This window comes from [Phormidium] sp. LEGE 05292, assembly GCF_015207735.1.
GTDB lineage: Bacteria > Cyanobacteriota > Cyanobacteriia > Cyanobacteriales > Aerosakkonemataceae > Floridanema.
Genome location: NZ_JADEWG010000128.1, coordinates 1 through 17,978, shown reverse-complemented (window position 1 = coordinate 17,978; position 17,978 = coordinate 1). Strand labels below are relative to the sequence as shown.

11 protein-coding genes are annotated in these 17,978 nt (G+C 41.8%); 7 read left to right on the top strand and 4 right to left on the bottom strand.

Translation table 11 applies throughout. From position 1 onward, the window contains the following. Positions 1–252 precede the first annotated feature (252 nt). The gene (locus IQ264_RS25175) at positions 253–1,434 is read left to right on the top strand and encodes a glycosyltransferase (protein ID WP_193984065.1); all 1,182 of its coding nucleotides are present in this window, start codon (positions 253–255) and stop codon (positions 1,432–1,434) included. 259 nt (positions 1,435–1,693) lie between these two features. Here the strand turns inward: IQ264_RS25175 and IQ264_RS25170 are convergent, their stop codons facing one another. The 3 genes from IQ264_RS25170 to IQ264_RS25160 all read right to left on the bottom strand — a co-directional run bounded on the left by IQ264_RS25170 (position 1,694) and on the right by IQ264_RS25160 (position 6,121). After that, a complete protein-coding gene (locus IQ264_RS25170) occupies positions 1,694–3,421 on the bottom strand; it encodes an FAD-dependent oxidoreductase (protein ID WP_193984063.1) in 1,728 nt (575 codons plus the stop codon). 267 nt (positions 3,422–3,688) lie between these two features. Next, positions 3,689–4,774: an acyltransferase family protein gene (locus IQ264_RS25165; protein ID WP_193984060.1), complete on the bottom strand. Its 1,086-nt coding sequence runs from the start codon at positions 4,772–4,774 to the stop codon at positions 3,689–3,691. A 48-nt stretch (positions 4,775–4,822) separates the two neighbouring features. Further along, complete coding sequence (locus IQ264_RS25160; RefSeq protein ID WP_193984058.1) at positions 4,823–6,121, bottom strand: DegT/DnrJ/EryC1/StrS family aminotransferase; 1,299 nt, start codon at positions 6,119–6,121, stop codon at positions 4,823–4,825. Positions 6,122–6,574: 453 nt separating this feature from the next. Between IQ264_RS25160 and IQ264_RS25155 the strand changes: the two genes are divergently transcribed. From IQ264_RS25155 to IQ264_RS25145, 3 genes are all read left to right on the top strand, one after another. Further along, positions 6,575–7,546 carry a glycosyltransferase family 2 protein gene (locus IQ264_RS25155; protein ID WP_193984056.1) on the top strand — a complete coding sequence of 324 codons (972 nt, stop codon included), beginning with the start codon at positions 6,575–6,577 and terminating at the stop codon, positions 7,544–7,546. 453 nt (positions 7,547–7,999) lie between these two features. Next, on the top strand, positions 8,000–9,898 hold the full coding sequence (locus tag IQ264_RS25150) for a glycoside hydrolase family 55 protein (RefSeq protein WP_193984054.1): 1,899 nt from the start codon (positions 8,000–8,002) through the stop codon (positions 9,896–9,898). Positions 9,899–10,002: 104 nt separating this feature from the next. Next, entirely contained in the window at positions 10,003–11,361 is a 1,359-nt protein-coding gene (locus tag IQ264_RS25145) for a hypothetical protein (RefSeq protein ID WP_193984052.1), read from the top strand. Positions 11,362–11,366: 5 nt separating this feature from the next. On the opposite strand, the gene IQ264_RS25140 is transcribed toward IQ264_RS25145, so the two are convergent. Next, complete coding sequence (locus tag IQ264_RS25140; RefSeq protein WP_193984050.1) at positions 11,367–11,561, bottom strand: hypothetical protein; 195 nt, start codon at positions 11,559–11,561, stop codon at positions 11,367–11,369. A gap of 514 nt (positions 11,562–12,075) precedes the next feature. Between IQ264_RS25140 and IQ264_RS25135 the strand changes: the two genes are divergently transcribed. From IQ264_RS25135 to IQ264_RS25125, 3 genes are all read left to right on the top strand, one after another. Next, positions 12,076–14,595: a GumC family protein gene (locus tag IQ264_RS25135; protein ID WP_193984048.1), complete on the top strand. Its 2,520-nt coding sequence runs from the start codon at positions 12,076–12,078 to the stop codon at positions 14,593–14,595. Between the two features lie 386 nt (positions 14,596–14,981). Then, on the top strand, positions 14,982–15,704 hold the full coding sequence (locus tag IQ264_RS25130; protein ID WP_193984046.1) for a YdcF family protein: 723 nt from the start codon (positions 14,982–14,984) through the stop codon (positions 15,702–15,704). A gap of 346 nt (positions 15,705–16,050) precedes the next feature. After that, positions 16,051–17,688, top strand: coding sequence for a GMC oxidoreductase (locus IQ264_RS25125; protein ID WP_193984044.1), 1,638 nt, complete (start codon positions 16,051–16,053; stop codon positions 17,686–17,688). The last annotated feature ends 290 nt before the right edge of the window (positions 17,689–17,978 follow it).

Genomic DNA, 17,978 nt, shown 5'->3' with positions numbered 1-17,978 from the left:
TATTCTAAATCATTAGCCCCTCCCTGTGGACGGGGAGGGGTTTGGGGTGGGGTTCATTCAGCGCATCTTCATAGAGAATTGGTATCAGATATTGCACCAAGGCTAAAAACCTGGTTTAGCAAATAATTGAACCTGAAACCTGGATTTTTCGTAAACAAACTCTGGTTGAGAATGGTACTCTTATCTTAGTAATCGATCGTTAACTATCCTTACCTTTATTTGTTTTCCCGTACTTAATTACTAGTTAAACCAATGCGAATCCTGACAGTTCATAATTACTATCAACAACCTGGGGGCGAGGAGCAAATTTGGTCTACGGAAAGTGCATTGTTGGAATCTTACGGTCATGAAGTTTTACACTACACCCAAGACAATGATGATATTCCAGGAATGAATCCTTTTCTGGTGGTGAAAAATGCGGTGTGGAACAGCAAGGTTTACCGAGATCTCCGATCGCTCATCCGCGACAAAAAACCCCAAATCGTTCACTTCCACAACACTTTTCCCCTAATTTCCCCCGCAGCTTATCATGCTGTTAAAGATGAAGGTATTCCCGTAGTCCAAACTTTACATAACTATCGGTTGCTTTGTCCTAACGCCCTATTTTTCCGCGAAGGCAAGATATGTGAAGATTGTTTGGGCAAACCCTTTCCCCTACCTGGAGTTATTCACGGTTGCTATCGCAATAGTCGTCCGGCTAGTGCAATGGTTGCTACTACAGTCAGCTTTCATTCGTTAATCGGTACTTGGACGCAAGCGGTAGATGTATTCATTGCTTACAGCCGATTTGCAATGGATAAGTTCATTCAAGGCGGAATCCCTGCCGAAAAATTGGCGTTTAAAACCAATTTTCTCTATCCTCCGCCGGAAATTGGCGATGGAAAGGGCGGCTATGGGCTATTTGTCGGGCGGCTATCGGTAGAAAAAGGGCTGGGGGTAATGCTTGATGCCTGGAGACAACTAGGAGGTAAAGTTCCACTCAAAATCGTCGGTGATGGCCCAATGAAAGGATTAGTAACCGAAGCAATCAAAGAAATGCCAGAGATTGAGTGGTTGGGACGGATTCCCCTGGAACAAGTTTATGAAGTCATGGGGAACGCAGCGTTTTTTGTGTTTCCTTCCGAGTGGTACGAGACTTTTGGGCGGGTGGCGATCGAATCCTTTGCCAAAGGTACACCCGTCGTCGCCTCAAAAATCGGAGCGATTACAGAACTTATCGATCACCAACGCACTGGCTTACTTTTCAATCCTAGCGATCCTACCGACTTAGCAGAAAAAATCAATTGGCTATTGGTTAATCCCGATGCACTCAGCCAAATGCGCCAATCAGCCCGTGCTGAATTTGAAGCCAAGTATACAGCAGCAGACAACTATAAGCGATTAATCGAAATTTACGAGTCTGCCCTTAGTAAAAAATCGATCGCTAGTATTTGATAAAAATCATCACTCATCGACTTCTTCACGCTTTAAAATAGCGTGGATTCTCAAAAGTGGTATGCGACGTGGCAGGACTTACGCACTCTGGAGCCTGAAACCTAGATCCCCCCTAGCCCCCCTTAACAAGGGGGGAACCAGAGGAAGCTTCGCTATTAACATCACGGGGGAACTTAATAGCCCCCTTTTTAAGGGGGTTGGGGGATCTCAGTGCCTAAGTCCTAACCACTTTTCAAGCAGTTAGCAGCTTTCTCACCTCTTATCCTTTAGAAAGACTGGTATTTAAATTCTCTGTCAATCCCGGAGCCGAGACAACAGAGGAACTAAGATTTGCCTTTAGATGATCTACCAATTTCAAAGCAAATACAACAATCATGAACGTAGAATTTGCTTGACCAGAAGTTACAAAATTAGAACTACTAGCAACAAACAGATTATCAACTCCATGAATATTGCAATTTTTTCCGACTACCCCATCGCTGGGATTTTCTGACATCCGAGTTGTGCCAACTTGATGGAATCCATCCCCAGCTTGTTCCCATACACTCGCTTCAGGATCGTCAGTTAGATATTTCAAATAGCCACATCCATGCTTCCGCAAATGTTCATCCCAGTATTGGTGAGCTCTGACCACACTATCAATGTCTTGAGGAGTACAGCGAAGGTCAATATTTAGTCTCCGCATACCTAATTCATCGGTATCATTAGACAAGCTAACCGTACTGTCGAAATTTGGGATTTGTTCACTGTGGTAGTGCAGGGGGTATTCATTAGCAGCACTATATACAAACAAGGCAGGAATCTTTCTTTTAGCAACGAATCTTCCATAAGCAAAGTTAGGAATGAAAGAAACTAACTTGCCAAAATCTTTCAGCACATTCATCAAGTGCGCTTGATAAATTGCTTTATCCTTTCCTACTAAGGAGTTCTTAATAGCTGTTGAAGTTAAGTAGTTTCCCAAAACAGGTGCGGTTAGTGCTAGATAAGCCAAGGATAATATTCCATTGCCATGCGATGGCTCATTAAATTTAGGCGATCCTAGCCAAGCCACAATGTTAGTAAGTTGTTTTTCGTGTAAAAACTCGCGAGTGAAGGAGAATCGCCGCCGTAAATAAATATTATCTGAATCTCGATCGAACCCGAAAACTGTCTCTTGAGGCGGGGTTGTAAAACGAACAGTGGCAATATCTCCTGAAAGATGTCCCATATAAAATCTTCCCAGAAGCCCGCTATGATTGCCAATCCCACCTGGATGTTTTTTATCAGATGCCAAAAGCAACCTTGTGCTGTTTAAAGCACCCCCCGCCAAAATAAATTTCTCAGCTTTTATCCGAATAGTTTTACCACCTAAAGTTTTTGCCTGAATTACCTCAACTTGATTTCCCGAATCGTTAGTTTCAATTTCCGTACAAGTTAAGCCATACAGCAATTTGATTCGTTCATACTGCTTCAACTCCTGATGGTACTCTTTACCAAAGTTGGTAGGAAGAGACCACCGTTCTAAGGTTGAGGTCATTGTTTCTTCATCAGGTAAACCAGGAACGATCGACTTCTGTTTAATAGTTGATATATTATTGATATCAAATTCAGCTTTGCCACAAAAGAAGTAATCACAAGCCTTTTGGAAATAAGGTTCTAGTTCTTCGTAGGTAACAGGCCAAGATGAATAAGGAATATAGTCTCGTTTGTCAAAATCCACTGGATCGTAAGGCAAACAACGCCCACCCCAGATAATAGATGTCCCACCTACCTGTCTGCGGGTACATTCGGTCATCGGTGCATGAACTTTTGGGTCGTAGTAACTGGCTTCACCGAGTTTTTGAATTGCTTCGCTGAAATCCAAGCGTCCGCTTTCGATTAAGGCAACTTCGTATCCAGATTTAGCTAGTTCTAGTGCCGTGACAATACCTGCTGGGCCTGCACCTACAACTGCAATATCTGAATTAAAAATTGATTTATCTTCAAGTGTTTCCGCGTCAATAAACATTTTTCCTCCTTCACGTTTAAATTGAGATTAGTAGTCATCAAAAAGTTGAAAAATTTGCAAAAGCTTAGTAATAAATTTCAGGCTTTCTTATGCTTGTAGTGTGGAAATTCTAGTTTTGTGAATTGGAATCCAACTAATTATAAATCAATCATTCTCCAAATTAATCAAATTTATACAATTCTCAAAAAACTGCTAAAAATCGATCGCTGCCTGTCCCTATCTCTTTGTCCTGAGCATCAGTCCTCTGAAGCCAACTGAGCCAGCGATCTAGAGACTAATAAACCAGCGTCGCCAATATAAACAGTAGGCGACCAACCACCAAAACAAGACAGCAAATAAGGCAAATAGAAATCCAGCAGTGGCACTTCCAGACAAATTCCAAAAAATATGTTCATTTAGCCAGATATAGCTAGATGGAGCACTACTTCCACTACCTATGTGGATTTTTTCCAAGACTGTAATTACCAAATCTGAGGTAGCAAATATAAAGAGGGCGTTTAAGCCTAAAACTTGTGCTGGATAGCTCCAACGTCGGTAGCCCCGGACTTCAATCAACTCATAACAAACTGCTAACAAAATTAATGCTAGTCCAACGGTAAACATTGCGTATGAACTAGTCCACAGTTTCTTATTAAGTGGAAGCCAGATGCTCCAGAGCAGTCCTATTACAGCACTGCTTAGACCAAACAGAACCATTGTCATACTTTGATCGGAGGTGCGGAGATTTTTCTTGACCGCTTCCGTTCGCAACCAGTAGCCAGTAAAATAGCCCAGCAAAACAATGGCGATCGTACTCATCATGCCAAAATAACTCATAACACCAAACTTGCCAAGTTCTGCGGCAGCTACGTCTGGCTTATACACGGGTTCAGCAACGGGAAAGGCTATATATGCTACCCAATACCCCAATAACAGTAAGGCAGTGACTCCCCACTGAGCTTTACGAGGGAGGTTGAGAACAATCACAGCGGTTGCCATATATGCCAAACTAATCCGTTGCAGCACCCCTGAGATCTGAATTGAACCCCATCCGTCACTCAAAAAGGCATTCAGCATTACACCCACAACAAACAAGAGAACTCCACGCCGCAGCACTCGCCAATACAAAGCTCTTGTTGGTTTACAATCCTGACTATATTTAGCCAAGGAAAAGGCCATCGCTACCCCAACGATAAACAAGAAGAAAGGAAATACCCAATCTGCGAAGGTACATCCATTCCAATAAGCATGGGCTAGCCAGGGATGAATCGACTGAGAAAGGCTCGCTGTATTCACTAGGAGCATTCCAGCGATTGTTATCCCGCGAAAGGCATCAAGTGAATGCAAACGAGCAGATTTTTTTAGAGCCTGCATAACGTGAAAGTCCCAAGTAGGGGGATGAAAAGCGGTTTTTAGGTAAATTTAGCTACTTACTCCAACTGTTTGTCTGGTGACAGGTTGCACGCGAGAAGCAAAGTATTGCCGAATTACCTTGATATTTTGCTCAATTTCATGACGAGAATAGCTAGGGTATGTTGGTAAATAAATTAGCTCTTTCTCAACTTTTCTAGCATTAGGACAATCACGATAGTATTCCTGAAATCTGGGCGAATCAGCCGTACTGGTAAAATGTCCAGCAGCAATGTCTCGACCATTAACGTACATGAATTTCAGCAGTTCTTCCCGGTTGGAATATTGAATTGGGAACCACAGATAAGTATTTGAGCCGTCTGTTCGCAGAGGAGACAAAATTAATTCATCAATATCCTTCAACCCTTCATAATAAAGCAGGGCATTGTCAATTCTTGTTTTGATATCGCGATCGATATGATTAAGTTGTGATAAACCAAGTCGCGCCTGAAACGGAGTATACCAGGACTTATACTCTTCGGGGAGTTCTGTTGCTGGCTTACTTACTTGAGGCTTCCTGCGAAAGATGTCGTTAATAGATTCAACTTTATTTAAATAGCTATATCGCAGGAGTGGGTAAGTCAATAGTTGAAATATCACAGGAGAGCCAGCGATATCATGTATCAAACCTGACTTGACTTTGCGTTTAATACCAGGAAGTGGGGCATTAGTGAAATTGTTTAATTCAGCACGAATCTTTTCTGCTAAATCTTTCCGATTGGTAACTACTACTCCTCCCAGCCAAGTAGTTAAATTCTTGTGCATTTCAAAGCTGAATGCACCTACATCACCAATGGTGCCTACGGGTTTTCCTTGCTCAACAACACCAAAGGATTGGGCGGCATCTTCAATCATGGGAACATTATAGCGATCGCAAATTTCCTTAATTCGTTTCCCCTCAGCCGCTAATCCGTGTAAATGAGTAATTAATACTGCTCCTGTATTGGCATTTATCAGCCTTTCTACTTCAGCAACAGATATATTACAGGTTTCCCGGTCAACATCAGCAAATACAGGACGACCACCCGCAAAAATCACCATGTTGATCACATCAGTAATGGTGTAGGGTGACAGAATTACTTCTTGTCCTGGTTTAATCAAACCTTTGACAGCCAGATATATTCCCACTCGGCACTGATAAGTGCAGACTGCATATTCAGTACCAAAGCGTTTAGCAAGAGCTTTTTCAAAAACTTCTACATCTTTTCTGCTTTGTTGAAATCGCCCACCAACAGCATAGCCTAAAAACATCAGGTAACTATTAAGACCTGTGTAAAGTCGATTTTTAGGTGCAGGCCCAAAGTTGAACATATTTGTTTAACCAATCTTAATCTTGATATTTGTCTAGTACTGAAATACCCAAAGGTTGTTATCGTTCACTGAAGTAGATATCTACTTATGTTCAGTATTTGCTTTTATCCAGATTAATACATCTAGTGAAAACTTGGTTACTTTGGTTACAGATTTACCTAATTTTCACAAAAACCCCTAGAAATGTCAAGCTTATGTAAAATTTAATAAACCGTAGCTTTACGGAATTTCTATTTAGTCGCCCTAAGAGTTAATATATCGGCAGACTCTCTGTTGTAGTTGTAGTGGCAAACCTTAGTTGTAGGAACTGGAGCAAGACTTCATTAATTAATCAGGTTTATTAATCTACATCAAGTACGGGAGATCTATTCGTATTTAGTGATTTTTTTCATCATTGGTCTGGTTGAGAAAGTGCTTCAGCTTTACAAAAGCTTTGATATAAAAGGAGAATCTATGATCAGTGTAATCATGGCAGCTTATAATGCTTCGGAATTTATCGCTCAGGCGATCGAAAGTATTCTGAATCAGACATACCGAGAATTTGAATTTATTATTGTTGATGACGGTTCTACAGACAATACCTTAGAAATTGCTAAACGCTACGCCGAAAAAGACTCTAGGGTTCGTGTGATTCAAAGCAGTCATATCGGGATGAGCGCTGTGAGAAATTTAGGAGTTAGCGAATCAAAATATCCCTGGATTGCAATCATGGATGCCGATGACATTGCCCTACCGGAAAAATTTGAGAAGCAGATTAAAGCAATACAAGAAAACCCTAAAGTAGTGGGATGGTCAACTTACGTTTATCACATCAATACTAGGAATGAAATTCTTAGCTTCTCAAAATGGGGTATAACTAGTGAAGAAGAGTTTTATAATGCTAGAGCAGAGGGGCATCTTCCCGGATTTTGTGTGCCTACCCTTGTACTGAACAAAGAGGCTTTTTTAAAAGCGGGTGGTTATAATCCCAAATATACTCATGGTGAAGATCTTGATTTGAGCGATCGAATGTCTCAGTACGGGCCAATATTGACAGTTCCAGAACCACTACTTTTGTTTCGGGTACATTCCAAAAGTGCATCTATGACAGGGTTTTTTCACCATAAGTTAATGACTACGTATCTAGTGGATCGTCATCGAAAGAGGTTGGCAGGTATCAAAGAAGAACTTACCTTTGAAGAGTTTGTGGAACAGAATCGGAAAGAACCCGCTCTAAAACGCTTACAAACATACATATATGAACTGGGAATGTTTTTTTATAGAAAGTCGGGGTTGCTATATGGAGAGAAGCAATATTTGCCATCAGTTTTTTATTTGACACTGGCAACTATCTTAAGTCCTCAGTATTCTCTTCGTCGGGTCTGGAATCAAGTTTTATCCCCTGAAAGCCGCAAGAGAATTCAACAAGCAGCAAAGGCTACCTAATAAATCAAGTTGCAGTGTTAAATTAACGCTATTTCATTCATCACTCTTGTCAAAAAAATAGCCAAACCACCGAACCCTTGTAGAGACGTTGTATACAACTACAAGGGTTCGGTGGTAACGCACCTTGAATTTCTGGAAATGTCTATTGATATTTGTTCTTTTAATGAGTGTTTCATTACTGTCAATTTTATCGCTATAATATTTGCGTTATCAGTTAATATTATCTAGAAAATCATGAACAAAAAACAAATAAATCACCTGAGCAATAATTATTATAAACTTGGGGAGAGGATGCGTTGAAGTAGATCCCAGTTTTTCTTCCAAATTGAAAAATTGCAATTCATCTTAAACTTTTAACGAATGGTTTCTAAGCGCAAGTACTGGTTGATTCCTATGGTTTTATTACTCTTAATCTTTTTGAGACTAAGTTATGCTTTGATAGTTAAGTCAAATATGGCTTTACTTTTTTTAAGTTTAATAAGCAATAGCCAGAGTAATCTCACTCCGACATCCTTGCCAGCAAGTTTCTGGGTGAGTCAGGCAAATAGCACAAAGACTGAGAACATAGTGTTTCCTGCCGATGCTGGAGTCATCAATGTGAAAACTCAATTTGGGGCTAAAGGGGATGGGGTGAGTGATGATACAGCGGCGATTCAAGCAGCGTTGAATGCCTATCCCAATGGGGGGAAAATTATCTATCTGCCAAATGGAACTTACCTGGTTTCCGATCGCTTAAGTTGGGCAGCAGGTACGGGTAAGGGGGATGACTACAAAAACATTATTCTCCAAGGACAAAGCCAGCAGGGAACGATTATTAAGTTAAAGGATAATGCACCTGGGTACACAAATGATGATGAACCAAAAGCGGTAATTTTTACAGGCCCTAGCCCCGCCCAAAGATTCCGTAACTCGATTCGGAACTTGACACTGGATACAGGAGTGGGAAATGAAGGTGCGATCGGCATTCAGTTCAACGCCAGCAACCAAGGAACTGTGCGCGAAGTCACGATTCGATCGACAGATGGAAAGGGCATCAATGGCTTAGATCTGAGTTTTACCGATGAAATAGGCCCTTTGCTGGTTAAGAACGTAACGATTCGGGGTTTTCAAAATGGAATCAAAACAGGCTTCAGCGTCAACAGCCAGACTTTTGAAAACATCACGCTTCAGAATCAAAAGGTATATGGGTTTTATAACGGAGGTCAAGTAGTTAATATTCGGGGATTAAACAGCACCAACGAGGTAACAGCGATTTATAACGCTGGAGGACGAATGACTTTAATTGATTCCTCGTTGACTGGTACGGATGACGCTGCTGATAAACCTGCGATTCAAAGTAAATATCCTGTGAATCTGCTAGTTCGCAATACTCAAACATCGGGCTATCAATCAGCGATTCTAGATGGTGATACTAAGCAGGTTGGGCCAAATATCACTGAATTTGTCTCTGGTAAAGTGATGAGTCTGTTTCCCTCACCAATGCGAACTCTTAACCTGCCAATTCGAGAAACTCCAGATGTGCCTTGGGACGATCCCACCTCTTGGGCGAATGTAGTTTCTTTTGGGGCAAAATCGAATGACGATCGAGATGATACAGCGGCGGTTCAAAAGGCGATCGATTCCGGGAAAACCACAGTTTACTTTCCCAATGGAACTTATCACTTGCGGGGAACAGTTGTTGTTCGCAACAACGTGCGCCGGATCATCGGTACAGAGGCAAATGTGATTGTCGGTACTCAGTCCGACCAAACTTATCCCGGCTTTAAAATGGTTGAAGGTAAGAGTCCAGTAGTGGTATTTGAACGTTTTCAGGGAGGCTACTTTGGGAACCCAACTGTTGAGAATGCTTCTTCAAGGACGATCGTCATTCGCCACTCTTTAGATGTATCAGGTAATATGACTGGTTCAGGCGATGTATTTCTCGAAGATGTTGGTGGTTCCAACTGGAAATTCAACAAGCAGAATATCTGGGCACGCCAGTTCAATGTCGAGAATCAAGGAACTCACATCACCAATAATGGCGGAAATCTCTGGATTTTGGGACTCAAAACCGAGCGGGGCGGTACATTAATTGATACAAAAGCAGGTGGAAAAACCGAATTACTCGGTGGATTCGCTTACACCACAACTGCTGCACCAAATGGGCAACAAAACGACCCAATGTTTATCAATAATGAATCTTCAATTTCCATAACTATGGCAGAAATTAACTTCGGAGGAGGGCCGAATTATACCAGCTACGTTCAAGAAACCCGCAACGGAGAGACTCGCAATCTACCCTATAGTAATATGCCAAGCTATATTGGCAGTGGAAGACAAATTCCTCTTTATGTTGGCTATCTTGGTAAATAACTAGAATAGTGAATGAACTACTATTGATAGCAAACCTGTTTCCCCGATCATGTTGTTTCTTCGTGATAAATCAGTTCAGCTTAGACACTCCCGGAGGTTTTTAGATGACTAGAACCTTAGAATCGTCTACAGCTAAACCAAAAGGTTACGTCACTAACTCAAATCTCACACTATTTGGCATTGGCAGCGCCATATTTCCCAGAGTTCTCGCTGGATTAAAATTTCCTTCCGCAATCAACTTTCTGCACTTTATTGCAATTCCACTTGCCCTGTGGTCAGTGGTAACAACATCCCGCAGCAAAGATCGAAATCAAGTTGAAATTTCAAAAAAGCTTTTGGTTTCGCTATTTTTGTTTCTGATCGTAATAATCGCTAGTGCTTTATTAAATAATGCAGGATTAATCAACGCTTTCCTGGATTATATGCTGTTAGCAGAACCTTTTATTTTGATATTGACAATTGTTTGTCTGCCAATGTCAGAAGAAGGATTTCAACGCTTCCGCAATTATATCCTTGGATTTGCGATGATGAATATGCTCTTTGCCTACGTCCAAAAATATATTTTTCATCTGGAGAAGTTTTCTGGCTTAGAAGACAATATTAAAGGACTTTTTATTAACCAGGGAGCAGGTCATGTCATCGGTGGTTCAGTTGCTATGACCTTTGCAGTATATTATTTTGCCAGTGCTAAAACTAAGCCACTTTGGTTTCGCATTGTCATCGTTTTCCTTTGTTTCAATCACATAATTATTTCAGATACTAAGCAAGTCTTACTTTCCTTCATTATCGGATATGTATTTTTTTATTTTATGACAATAAAAGATATTGGAAAAGCTATAATGTATTTAATTGTAGCGATCGCAGGTATGGCAGCATTTTATTGGGCTATCTACAATATTGAAGCCCTTCAGCCTTATACAACTTGGATTAGACCGGAGATTTATGGGCCTGATGGGGAAGCAACTAGATTGAAATTAGCCACATTTCGTATTGTTCCTACTTACTACCACTCCCCACTTAATTGGTGGCTTGGTCTTGGCCCAGGACATACCGTAGGAAGATTAGGTGGATGGATGCTGGATATTTACTGGAGTTTACTAGGGCCTTTAGGAGCAACTAAGCATGAAGCTAGTAGAGCTGTTTGGCTAGCAGTTCGTGATAGTTGGTTAGGCGATCAATCCAGTATGTTCTCACCTCTGTTTGGTTGGGCAGGTATTTGGGGTGATTTAGGTTATTTAGGGCTGGGAACTTACTTTTACATGGCGTATCTGGTATGGCGTTATGTTTGCGTAATCGACCTTTCTAAATATTTAATGTTGACAGTATTTTCCTTTGGTTTAGTTTTTTCTCAGCTTGAAGAACCGGGCTATACCCTCTTCGTCGCTGCTATGATTGGGTTGGGATGGCAGGATCATAACGCGCAGCAGAAGAAGTTGAAAAAAGTTGATAGTTGGCAAGAATAAGTGATTTAAGGCAGATCGAAATAGCTAAGAACTTTTAAAGCAATGCCTGCGATCGCGATTTGTGTAATGACTTGTGGTGGTGTTGATTTATATGCTTCTTCCTCACTTGCTCCTTCATCTGCTTGAACTACATCAGCATAAATGGTTCCTAACAACAGGAAGGTAACTAGAATTATCGTCAGAAATTTTCGTGAACGCATAAGCTTAAGAGTGATACTACTAAGTAAGTGGTGTTACGGCTTTTCTTGAATGCCCGATAGGGCTATACGCCACCCTGCGCGATCGCTTCGCCAAAAATGCAATTACTAATTAAATATTTTACTCAAAAACTGTAATGTTAAACTCGACTGTCACACCTCAAGCGCGATCGTCGCATCTCTTCACAGTAAGTTTATAAATCTAGGTAGTCTCCTTGATAATTTCTTAATTTTGGCTAAGTTCTTTAGAGAACAACTACTAAAAGTATATGCAAACTGAGCTTGGGAATATCAAGTAGCACTTATAGGGTTAAACACATAACCTTTACCAATGCTAAACTAGCTTCAGAATCTTTAGTTGGTAGACTGGTGAAAAAGCAATTTAATTGGCATCAAGGTTAAGATTGTTTCCCTCCGTACAACCTGTACTAAGGAGCTTACCCGGATTCTCGTCTCCATCAAAAGACCTGAATTTTTGTGGTACTACCTATGAGCAACCGCGCAGAGAGAAATCAAAATGGAGAACGAACAGCAGCTTCAGAAGATAGCAATTCCAGCAGCATCACATCGTCGCTTTCAGAGGCAGCCGCAAGCCAATTATTCCCAGTTAGGTAAGGATACAGATGACGAAGGTGGATTAAATTTAGGGCAGGTTGTGGATGCTCTACGTCGGAGGGTGTTAATCATTGTTGGGATGGCTGTAGTTGTTGCGGTCGCCTCTTCGGTTAAGGCGCGTGACACCAAACCGATCTATCAAGCAAGTTTTGAGATTTTGACTAAGCCAGTTACGGTGGAAACACAGGTTATTTCATCTGTTCCACAAACCCTTAGTAGTAATAAAGATGGACAGCAAGCGCCTACCAAGGGAGTCGATCCCACCAAACTGAAAGTGTTGAAGAGTCCATCAGTTTTGTCCCCGATCGCCAAAAAACTGGAATCTGAGTACCCCGACATCGGTTACGATGAAATTGCCAGTAACCTAGTTGTCACTCCCGATCCAGCAAGTGAAATATTAGCGGTGAGTTACCAGGACAAAGATCCGAAAAAAGTTAAAGAGATATTAGACCTAGTTGCACAAGCCTATTTAAAATATAGCCTGGAAGAACGTTTAGCCGATGTACAACAGGGAATTCAGTTTGTCGAAGCTCAATTACCCCAATTGCAAAAGCGAGTGGAAATCATTCAAGATCAGCTCCAGAAATTTCGACAGCAGTACAACCTGATCGATCCAGATTCCCAAGGAAAACAATTGACGGATCAGATAGCGAAGGTTGGGCAACAGCGATTTGATATCCAAGTTAAACTCAATGAAACGCAAACAATATACCAAAACTTGAAGCAGGAGTTAGCAAAACAAAAAGATAGTTCAGCAGCCTCCTCAGTATTAAGTGGAAATGCAAACTACCAGAAATTATTAACTCAGATCCAAGATATAGAAGCGCAGGCGGCAAAAGATGCCTCTGTGTTTCAAGAACTCAGCCCAAAAATTCAAGTACTGCGAGATCAAGAAAAAAATCTGCTGCCATTGTTAAAAAGGGAAGGGCAAAGAGTAGAGGCAGAGTTAGCTGCAAAAATTCGCGAATTAGAAGCGCAGAATCAATTTTTAGCTCAGACAGAAAAAGATTTGATTCAGAAAGTCAAGCAACTATCAGCAGTTTCGCGTGAATATACCGACATTCAAAGGGAGTTAAAAATTTCTACAGACAACCTGGATCAGTTTTTAACAAAACGGGAAGCTCTTCGTATTGATGCTGGACAACGGAAAACTCCCTGGCAAATTCTTACCCCCCCGACAAACCCAACTCCTTCTTCTGCTGATGTCAAGCGCAGTGGTATATTAGGGGCAGTTCTGGGTCTGCTGCTTGGTGTGGGAGTTGCCTTGCTGCTGGAAAAACTCTCTAATGCGATCCGCTCTGTCGATCAACTTAAGCCGTTGATTAAGTTGCCAATTTTAGGGGTGATTCCGCACAACAAAGCACTGACGGGAGAAAAGCAAGAGTTAATTTCGTTCCAAACAATTACTTCTGCGATCAACATATCTGCGTTGGTTAAGCAAATACAGCAACGGTTTGGACTCAAGAGCGGTCATCATGGTATGTTAAAAGATTACACAAAATCTGCGTTTATCGAAGCTTTTCGATCGCTGCACACGAATATCTTGCTCCTTAGCCCGGATGCGCGAATTCGATCGATCATTATTAGTTCCTCCATGCCGGGAGAAGGCAAATCCACTGTGTCGATTTATCTGGCACAAGCCGCTGCCGTTTTGGGTCAACGGGTATTGTTGGTAGATGCCGATTTACGATTACCGAAGCTTCATCAACGCCTGGAGTTAGACAACTCTTTTGGTCTTAGTACATTAATTGCTTCAGAGAATCTGGACTTTGATATGGTAGTGCAAAGTTCTTACCTGGATAGTAATTTATCTGTTCTAACTTCGGGACAAGTTCCCCCAGATTCCACCAAACTTCTGTCCTCTAAAAAGATGCAGAGTTTGATGCAGAAGTTTGAAGAGTCCTACGATTTGGTTATTTATGATATGCCCCCGTTTGGGTTAGCAGATGTCAAAATACTTGCTCCCAAAGTGGATGGAATTGTTATGGTAGTTGGATTGAATAAATTAAAAGTTTCCCTGTTGACAAAAACACTAGAAGAACTGAGATCATCGGCTATCAATGTGTTGGGTATTGTTGCCAATGGCTCAAAGGATCAAGATTCTTCAATAAATTCTTACAATCAGTACTATGACTCTTCTACACAATCCCCGGTTTTTTCCATCAATGAACCTAAGCGCAGTTTAGATCGCACACTGAACACTATCAGAAATGAAACCGAGTTAGACAATCTATCCATCAGTAACATAGAAATAACTCAGTCAAATGATAAGACTTGCCCCCAGGAGAAAAAAAAATTAAGGCGGCATCTGTTCTCCCTCAAAGGTTCTCATGTAAATCTTGCTTGCAACCTAATTACCATTAAGAATGAAATCGGAATCAATACTCTATCCATCAGTGCTATAGAAATAGCATCATCATAAACCTAAATAAGGTTTAGTAATTTAAGTTGCTAGTTAATTCCGCTTCTGCTTCTCTCAGCAGCAGATGCGGAAATTTCTTATTGTAAAAATAAAATGGATCTTCCGTACTTGTAGTGGAAAACCCTGGTTAAAGGGGGACTGGGGACTGGGAATGCTTGCGGAGTAAGCAATTAATTAATTAATTAAGTTTACTTATCAGTGTATTTACGGCTAAATTTTATCTAAGTCCCGTTAAAAGAAATTTAGAAAAAATTTATATTGATTGAGTGTATAATCTCATCAGTTATGAATAAAGTTACTTTGACTTTTGGGGTTGGTTTTTCGCCAAAAAATTGTTTTTTCCCAAAAATAACCGAATTTGCCTGTACTAAATAAGTGTATCTACGATGGAAGAATTAATTGTTATCGTCTTGATTGGGATTGCTTGGATGATCAGCCCTAAACGTTGGCGAAAAAGATTTATGCTTCCCTTCTCTATGACGCTGCTGCTTTGTCTGGCAATTATGTCACCTTGGGGAGTGGATTTGGCAACTCAGGGATTGCTGGCAAACTTGCCACAGGATACCGGGGAGCCTGTCCAAGCGATCGTAGTGTTAGGACGTGGTGATGAGTTGCGCCAAAGAAGGATCGAAAAAGTGGAAAAGTTTTGGCAACAGCAACGGTCATCTAGAGTGTTTGCCAGCGGAATGCTAGATGCTGAGTTCATGCTGGAACAATTTGAGAAGAACGGGATTCCTAAAACAGCCTTGAGTGGGGAGCGATGTTCTCAATCAACTGAAGAAAATGCTCTGTTTACATCAGCAGTACTGTACCCCCAGGAAGTGCAGAAAATTATTCTGATTACCGATACTCCGCACATGATGCGATCGTTCTTGGTGTTTCGGGCTTCTGGATTTGAGGTCATTCCCTATCCGATACCGCTGTCGGATCAATGGTCTGCACCTCGCAAATCACTGGTGCTACTACGCGAATACGCAGGATTACTAAAATACTCCCTGAACAATCAGTTTCGGCAACGCAGTGCCGAAGAACTGCGAAATCCTCCTCCTGATATAACTCGGAAGCTAGTTGAGTGGAATTGTAAGCTGCCGATGGTCAATCAGTCTTGAAAGTAGGCAAAACATGGCTCTGTTGTACTTAATAGTGATTAGTAAACTTGTTAATTTGTGGAAGATTCGATATGTAAGGAATCTTAATTGCCAAAAACAGGGTTTTCTACCACAAGTACAACAGAGCCATTTTTCCCTTACTATTGCATTCGGGACAGGTAGCGATCTCTTTAAACTTTACTTTACAAATAAGCTCTTAGCTTTGAAGATTCAATAAAGATAGGGGATTTTACTACCCAAGTTTTTGATGAACTTAGATGACAAACGTACAATTGATGGAGAAACAATTCCCAAAAACATAGTAAATAGTTAGAACCTGAAGACAGTTTATTGATAAAGAAGACTTATGATAATTGATGCTCGATCGCTACCACCTGATGAAGTTCTGGAAACGCACGTTTGTATTGTCGGTGCAGGCCCAGCAGGGATTACCTTAGCCTTGGAGTTTGCCAACCAAAATTTCCAGGTTTGTTTGGTGGAAAGTGGTGGAATTGACTACGATGAAGAAACTCAATCTCTATTGGATGGAGTGGTCGTTGGCGATCCCTATCCCCAGTTGCATGAAGGCCGCCGTCGTCAGTTTGGCGGCGCTTCTCATTGGTGGGGCGCACCAAATAGTCACAAGGATGCTGGCTTTCGCTGTATACCTCTCGATCCGATCGATTTTGAACAACGAGATTGGCTACCCTACAGTGGTTGGGCGATTAATAGAACTGATTTAGACCCCTATTATGAGCGGGCGCATCGGCTTTGTAAGATCGGCCCTTACACCTACGAACCCGAAGATTGGGAAGATAAGCGAGCAGTACGGTTGCCTTTTAAGAGCGATCGCATGACTACCCGAATCAGTCAGTTTGGTTCCAAAACTCCCTTCACCCAAGAGTATCGCGAAACCATTAAGCAGTCAAAAAATATCACAACCCTGCTTTATGCCAATGTGGTGGAACTGGAAACGGATGAGAGTACCCAAGCTGTGACTCGCCTCCGCATTGCTTGTTTATCTAATAAGCAGATTTGGTTGAAGGCAAAAGTAGTAATTTTAGCCACAGGGGGATTGGAAAATGCTCGCTTATTGCTGGCATCGAATCAACAACAGCCAGCAGGACTAGGCAACCAAAACGATCTGGTGGGTCGGTATTTTATGGATCGGCCCATTCTCAGTGCTAAGATAATTCCCTCCAATCGCAAGCTGTTTGATATTACTGCCCTGTATGACATCTACACTGTAAGAGGTGTGCCGATCATGGGGTGGGTAAAACTGACAGAGGAAGTACTGCGCCGCGAACGCTTACTGAACAACGGCGCACAAATATTTCCCAGACCGTTAGCACACCAAAGAGAAGCTGCTTTGGCTTTGCGATCGCTAATATCATCCATTCGCGACGGCAAACCTGCCCAGGATTTGTCCCAGTATCTAAGTACAGTGCTGCGAGGGGCTGATTACTTGGCAGTAGCAGGCTTTTGGGCTGCTGTGAGAAAATTGCCATCCTTGCAACGTGGCAATTGGTCTTATTTACCCTACGAAAAACGGCGGTTTTCGGAATTTGAAATATTTTACCAAATGGAGCAAGCCCCCGATCCTAATAATCGGGTTATGCTCAGTTCGGAACGCGATCGCTTGGGGCAACCCAAAACCGAGGTTCATTGGCGGTTGAATCGAATTGATATTGACAACGCTAGACGAGTTCAAGAAATTTGGGCCGAAGAATTTGCCAAAGCTGGATATGGACAGTTAGTGTTTTCTCAGGAAGGGGAACCTCTGAAATTTGAAAAAGAGGCCATGCACCATCACATGGGTACAACCCGGATGCACGTCAATCCAAAACAAGGCGTGGTAGACGAGAACTGTCAGGTTCATGGTATCCCGAATCTGTTCATTGCTAGTTGCTCGGTCTTCCCGACAGCGGGCTATTCCAACCCAACTCTGACTATCCTGGCGCTGTCCATCAGAGTTGCCGATCGCGTTAAGACATTAATGAACTGAGTTTAAAGGAATCTCGGAAACAAAGGAGCGGGTAGGTTTGTGGGGAATCGATCGAGCGAACTATTCCACTGTAACGCCATGAAAGTACGGGCGATCGATCCACACTTAAGTAATTAAAAGCAACTCTCAAACAGCTTTTCCCATTTCTATTTATTCAGAAATGTTAAAACCCCCTAAGCTGTTGAGCATTTAAATTTTTGTCAAGCTTTGCTACCAGGACGCTAATACCAATTCTCCGTAAAATTGCGCTTAATCATTGCCCATCCCCTTAGACAGGGAGGGGTTTGGGG

What these genes read in the sequence shown, in the direction of transcription:
- IQ264_RS25170 (WP_193984063.1), bottom strand. Translation starts at nt 3,421, where the DNA reads ATGTTTATTGACGCGGAAACACTTGAAGATAAATCAATTTTTAATTCA.
- IQ264_RS25175 (WP_193984065.1), top strand. Translation starts at nt 253, where the DNA reads ATGCGAATCCTGACAGTTCATAATTACTATCAACAACCTGGGGGCGAG.
- IQ264_RS25140 (WP_193984050.1), bottom strand. Translation starts at nt 11,561, where the DNA reads ATGCGTTCACGAAAATTTCTGACGATAATTCTAGTTACCTTCCTGTTG.
- IQ264_RS25150 (WP_193984054.1), top strand. Translation starts at nt 8,000, where the DNA reads ATGGCTTTACTTTTTTTAAGTTTAATAAGCAATAGCCAGAGTAATCTC.
- IQ264_RS25125 (WP_193984044.1), top strand. Translation starts at nt 16,051, where the DNA reads ATGATAATTGATGCTCGATCGCTACCACCTGATGAAGTTCTGGAAACG.
- IQ264_RS25155 (WP_193984056.1), top strand. Translation starts at nt 6,575, where the DNA reads ATGATCAGTGTAATCATGGCAGCTTATAATGCTTCGGAATTTATCGCT.
- IQ264_RS25130 (WP_193984046.1), top strand. Translation starts at nt 14,982, where the DNA reads ATGGAAGAATTAATTGTTATCGTCTTGATTGGGATTGCTTGGATGATC.
- IQ264_RS25145 (WP_193984052.1), top strand. Translation starts at nt 10,003, where the DNA reads ATGACTAGAACCTTAGAATCGTCTACAGCTAAACCAAAAGGTTACGTC.
- IQ264_RS25165 (WP_193984060.1), bottom strand. Translation starts at nt 4,774, where the DNA reads ATGCAGGCTCTAAAAAAATCTGCTCGTTTGCATTCACTTGATGCCTTT.
- IQ264_RS25135 (WP_193984048.1), top strand. Translation starts at nt 12,076, where the DNA reads ATGGAGAACGAACAGCAGCTTCAGAAGATAGCAATTCCAGCAGCATCA.
- IQ264_RS25160 (WP_193984058.1), bottom strand. Translation starts at nt 6,121, where the DNA reads ATGTTCAACTTTGGGCCTGCACCTAAAAATCGACTTTACACAGGTCTT.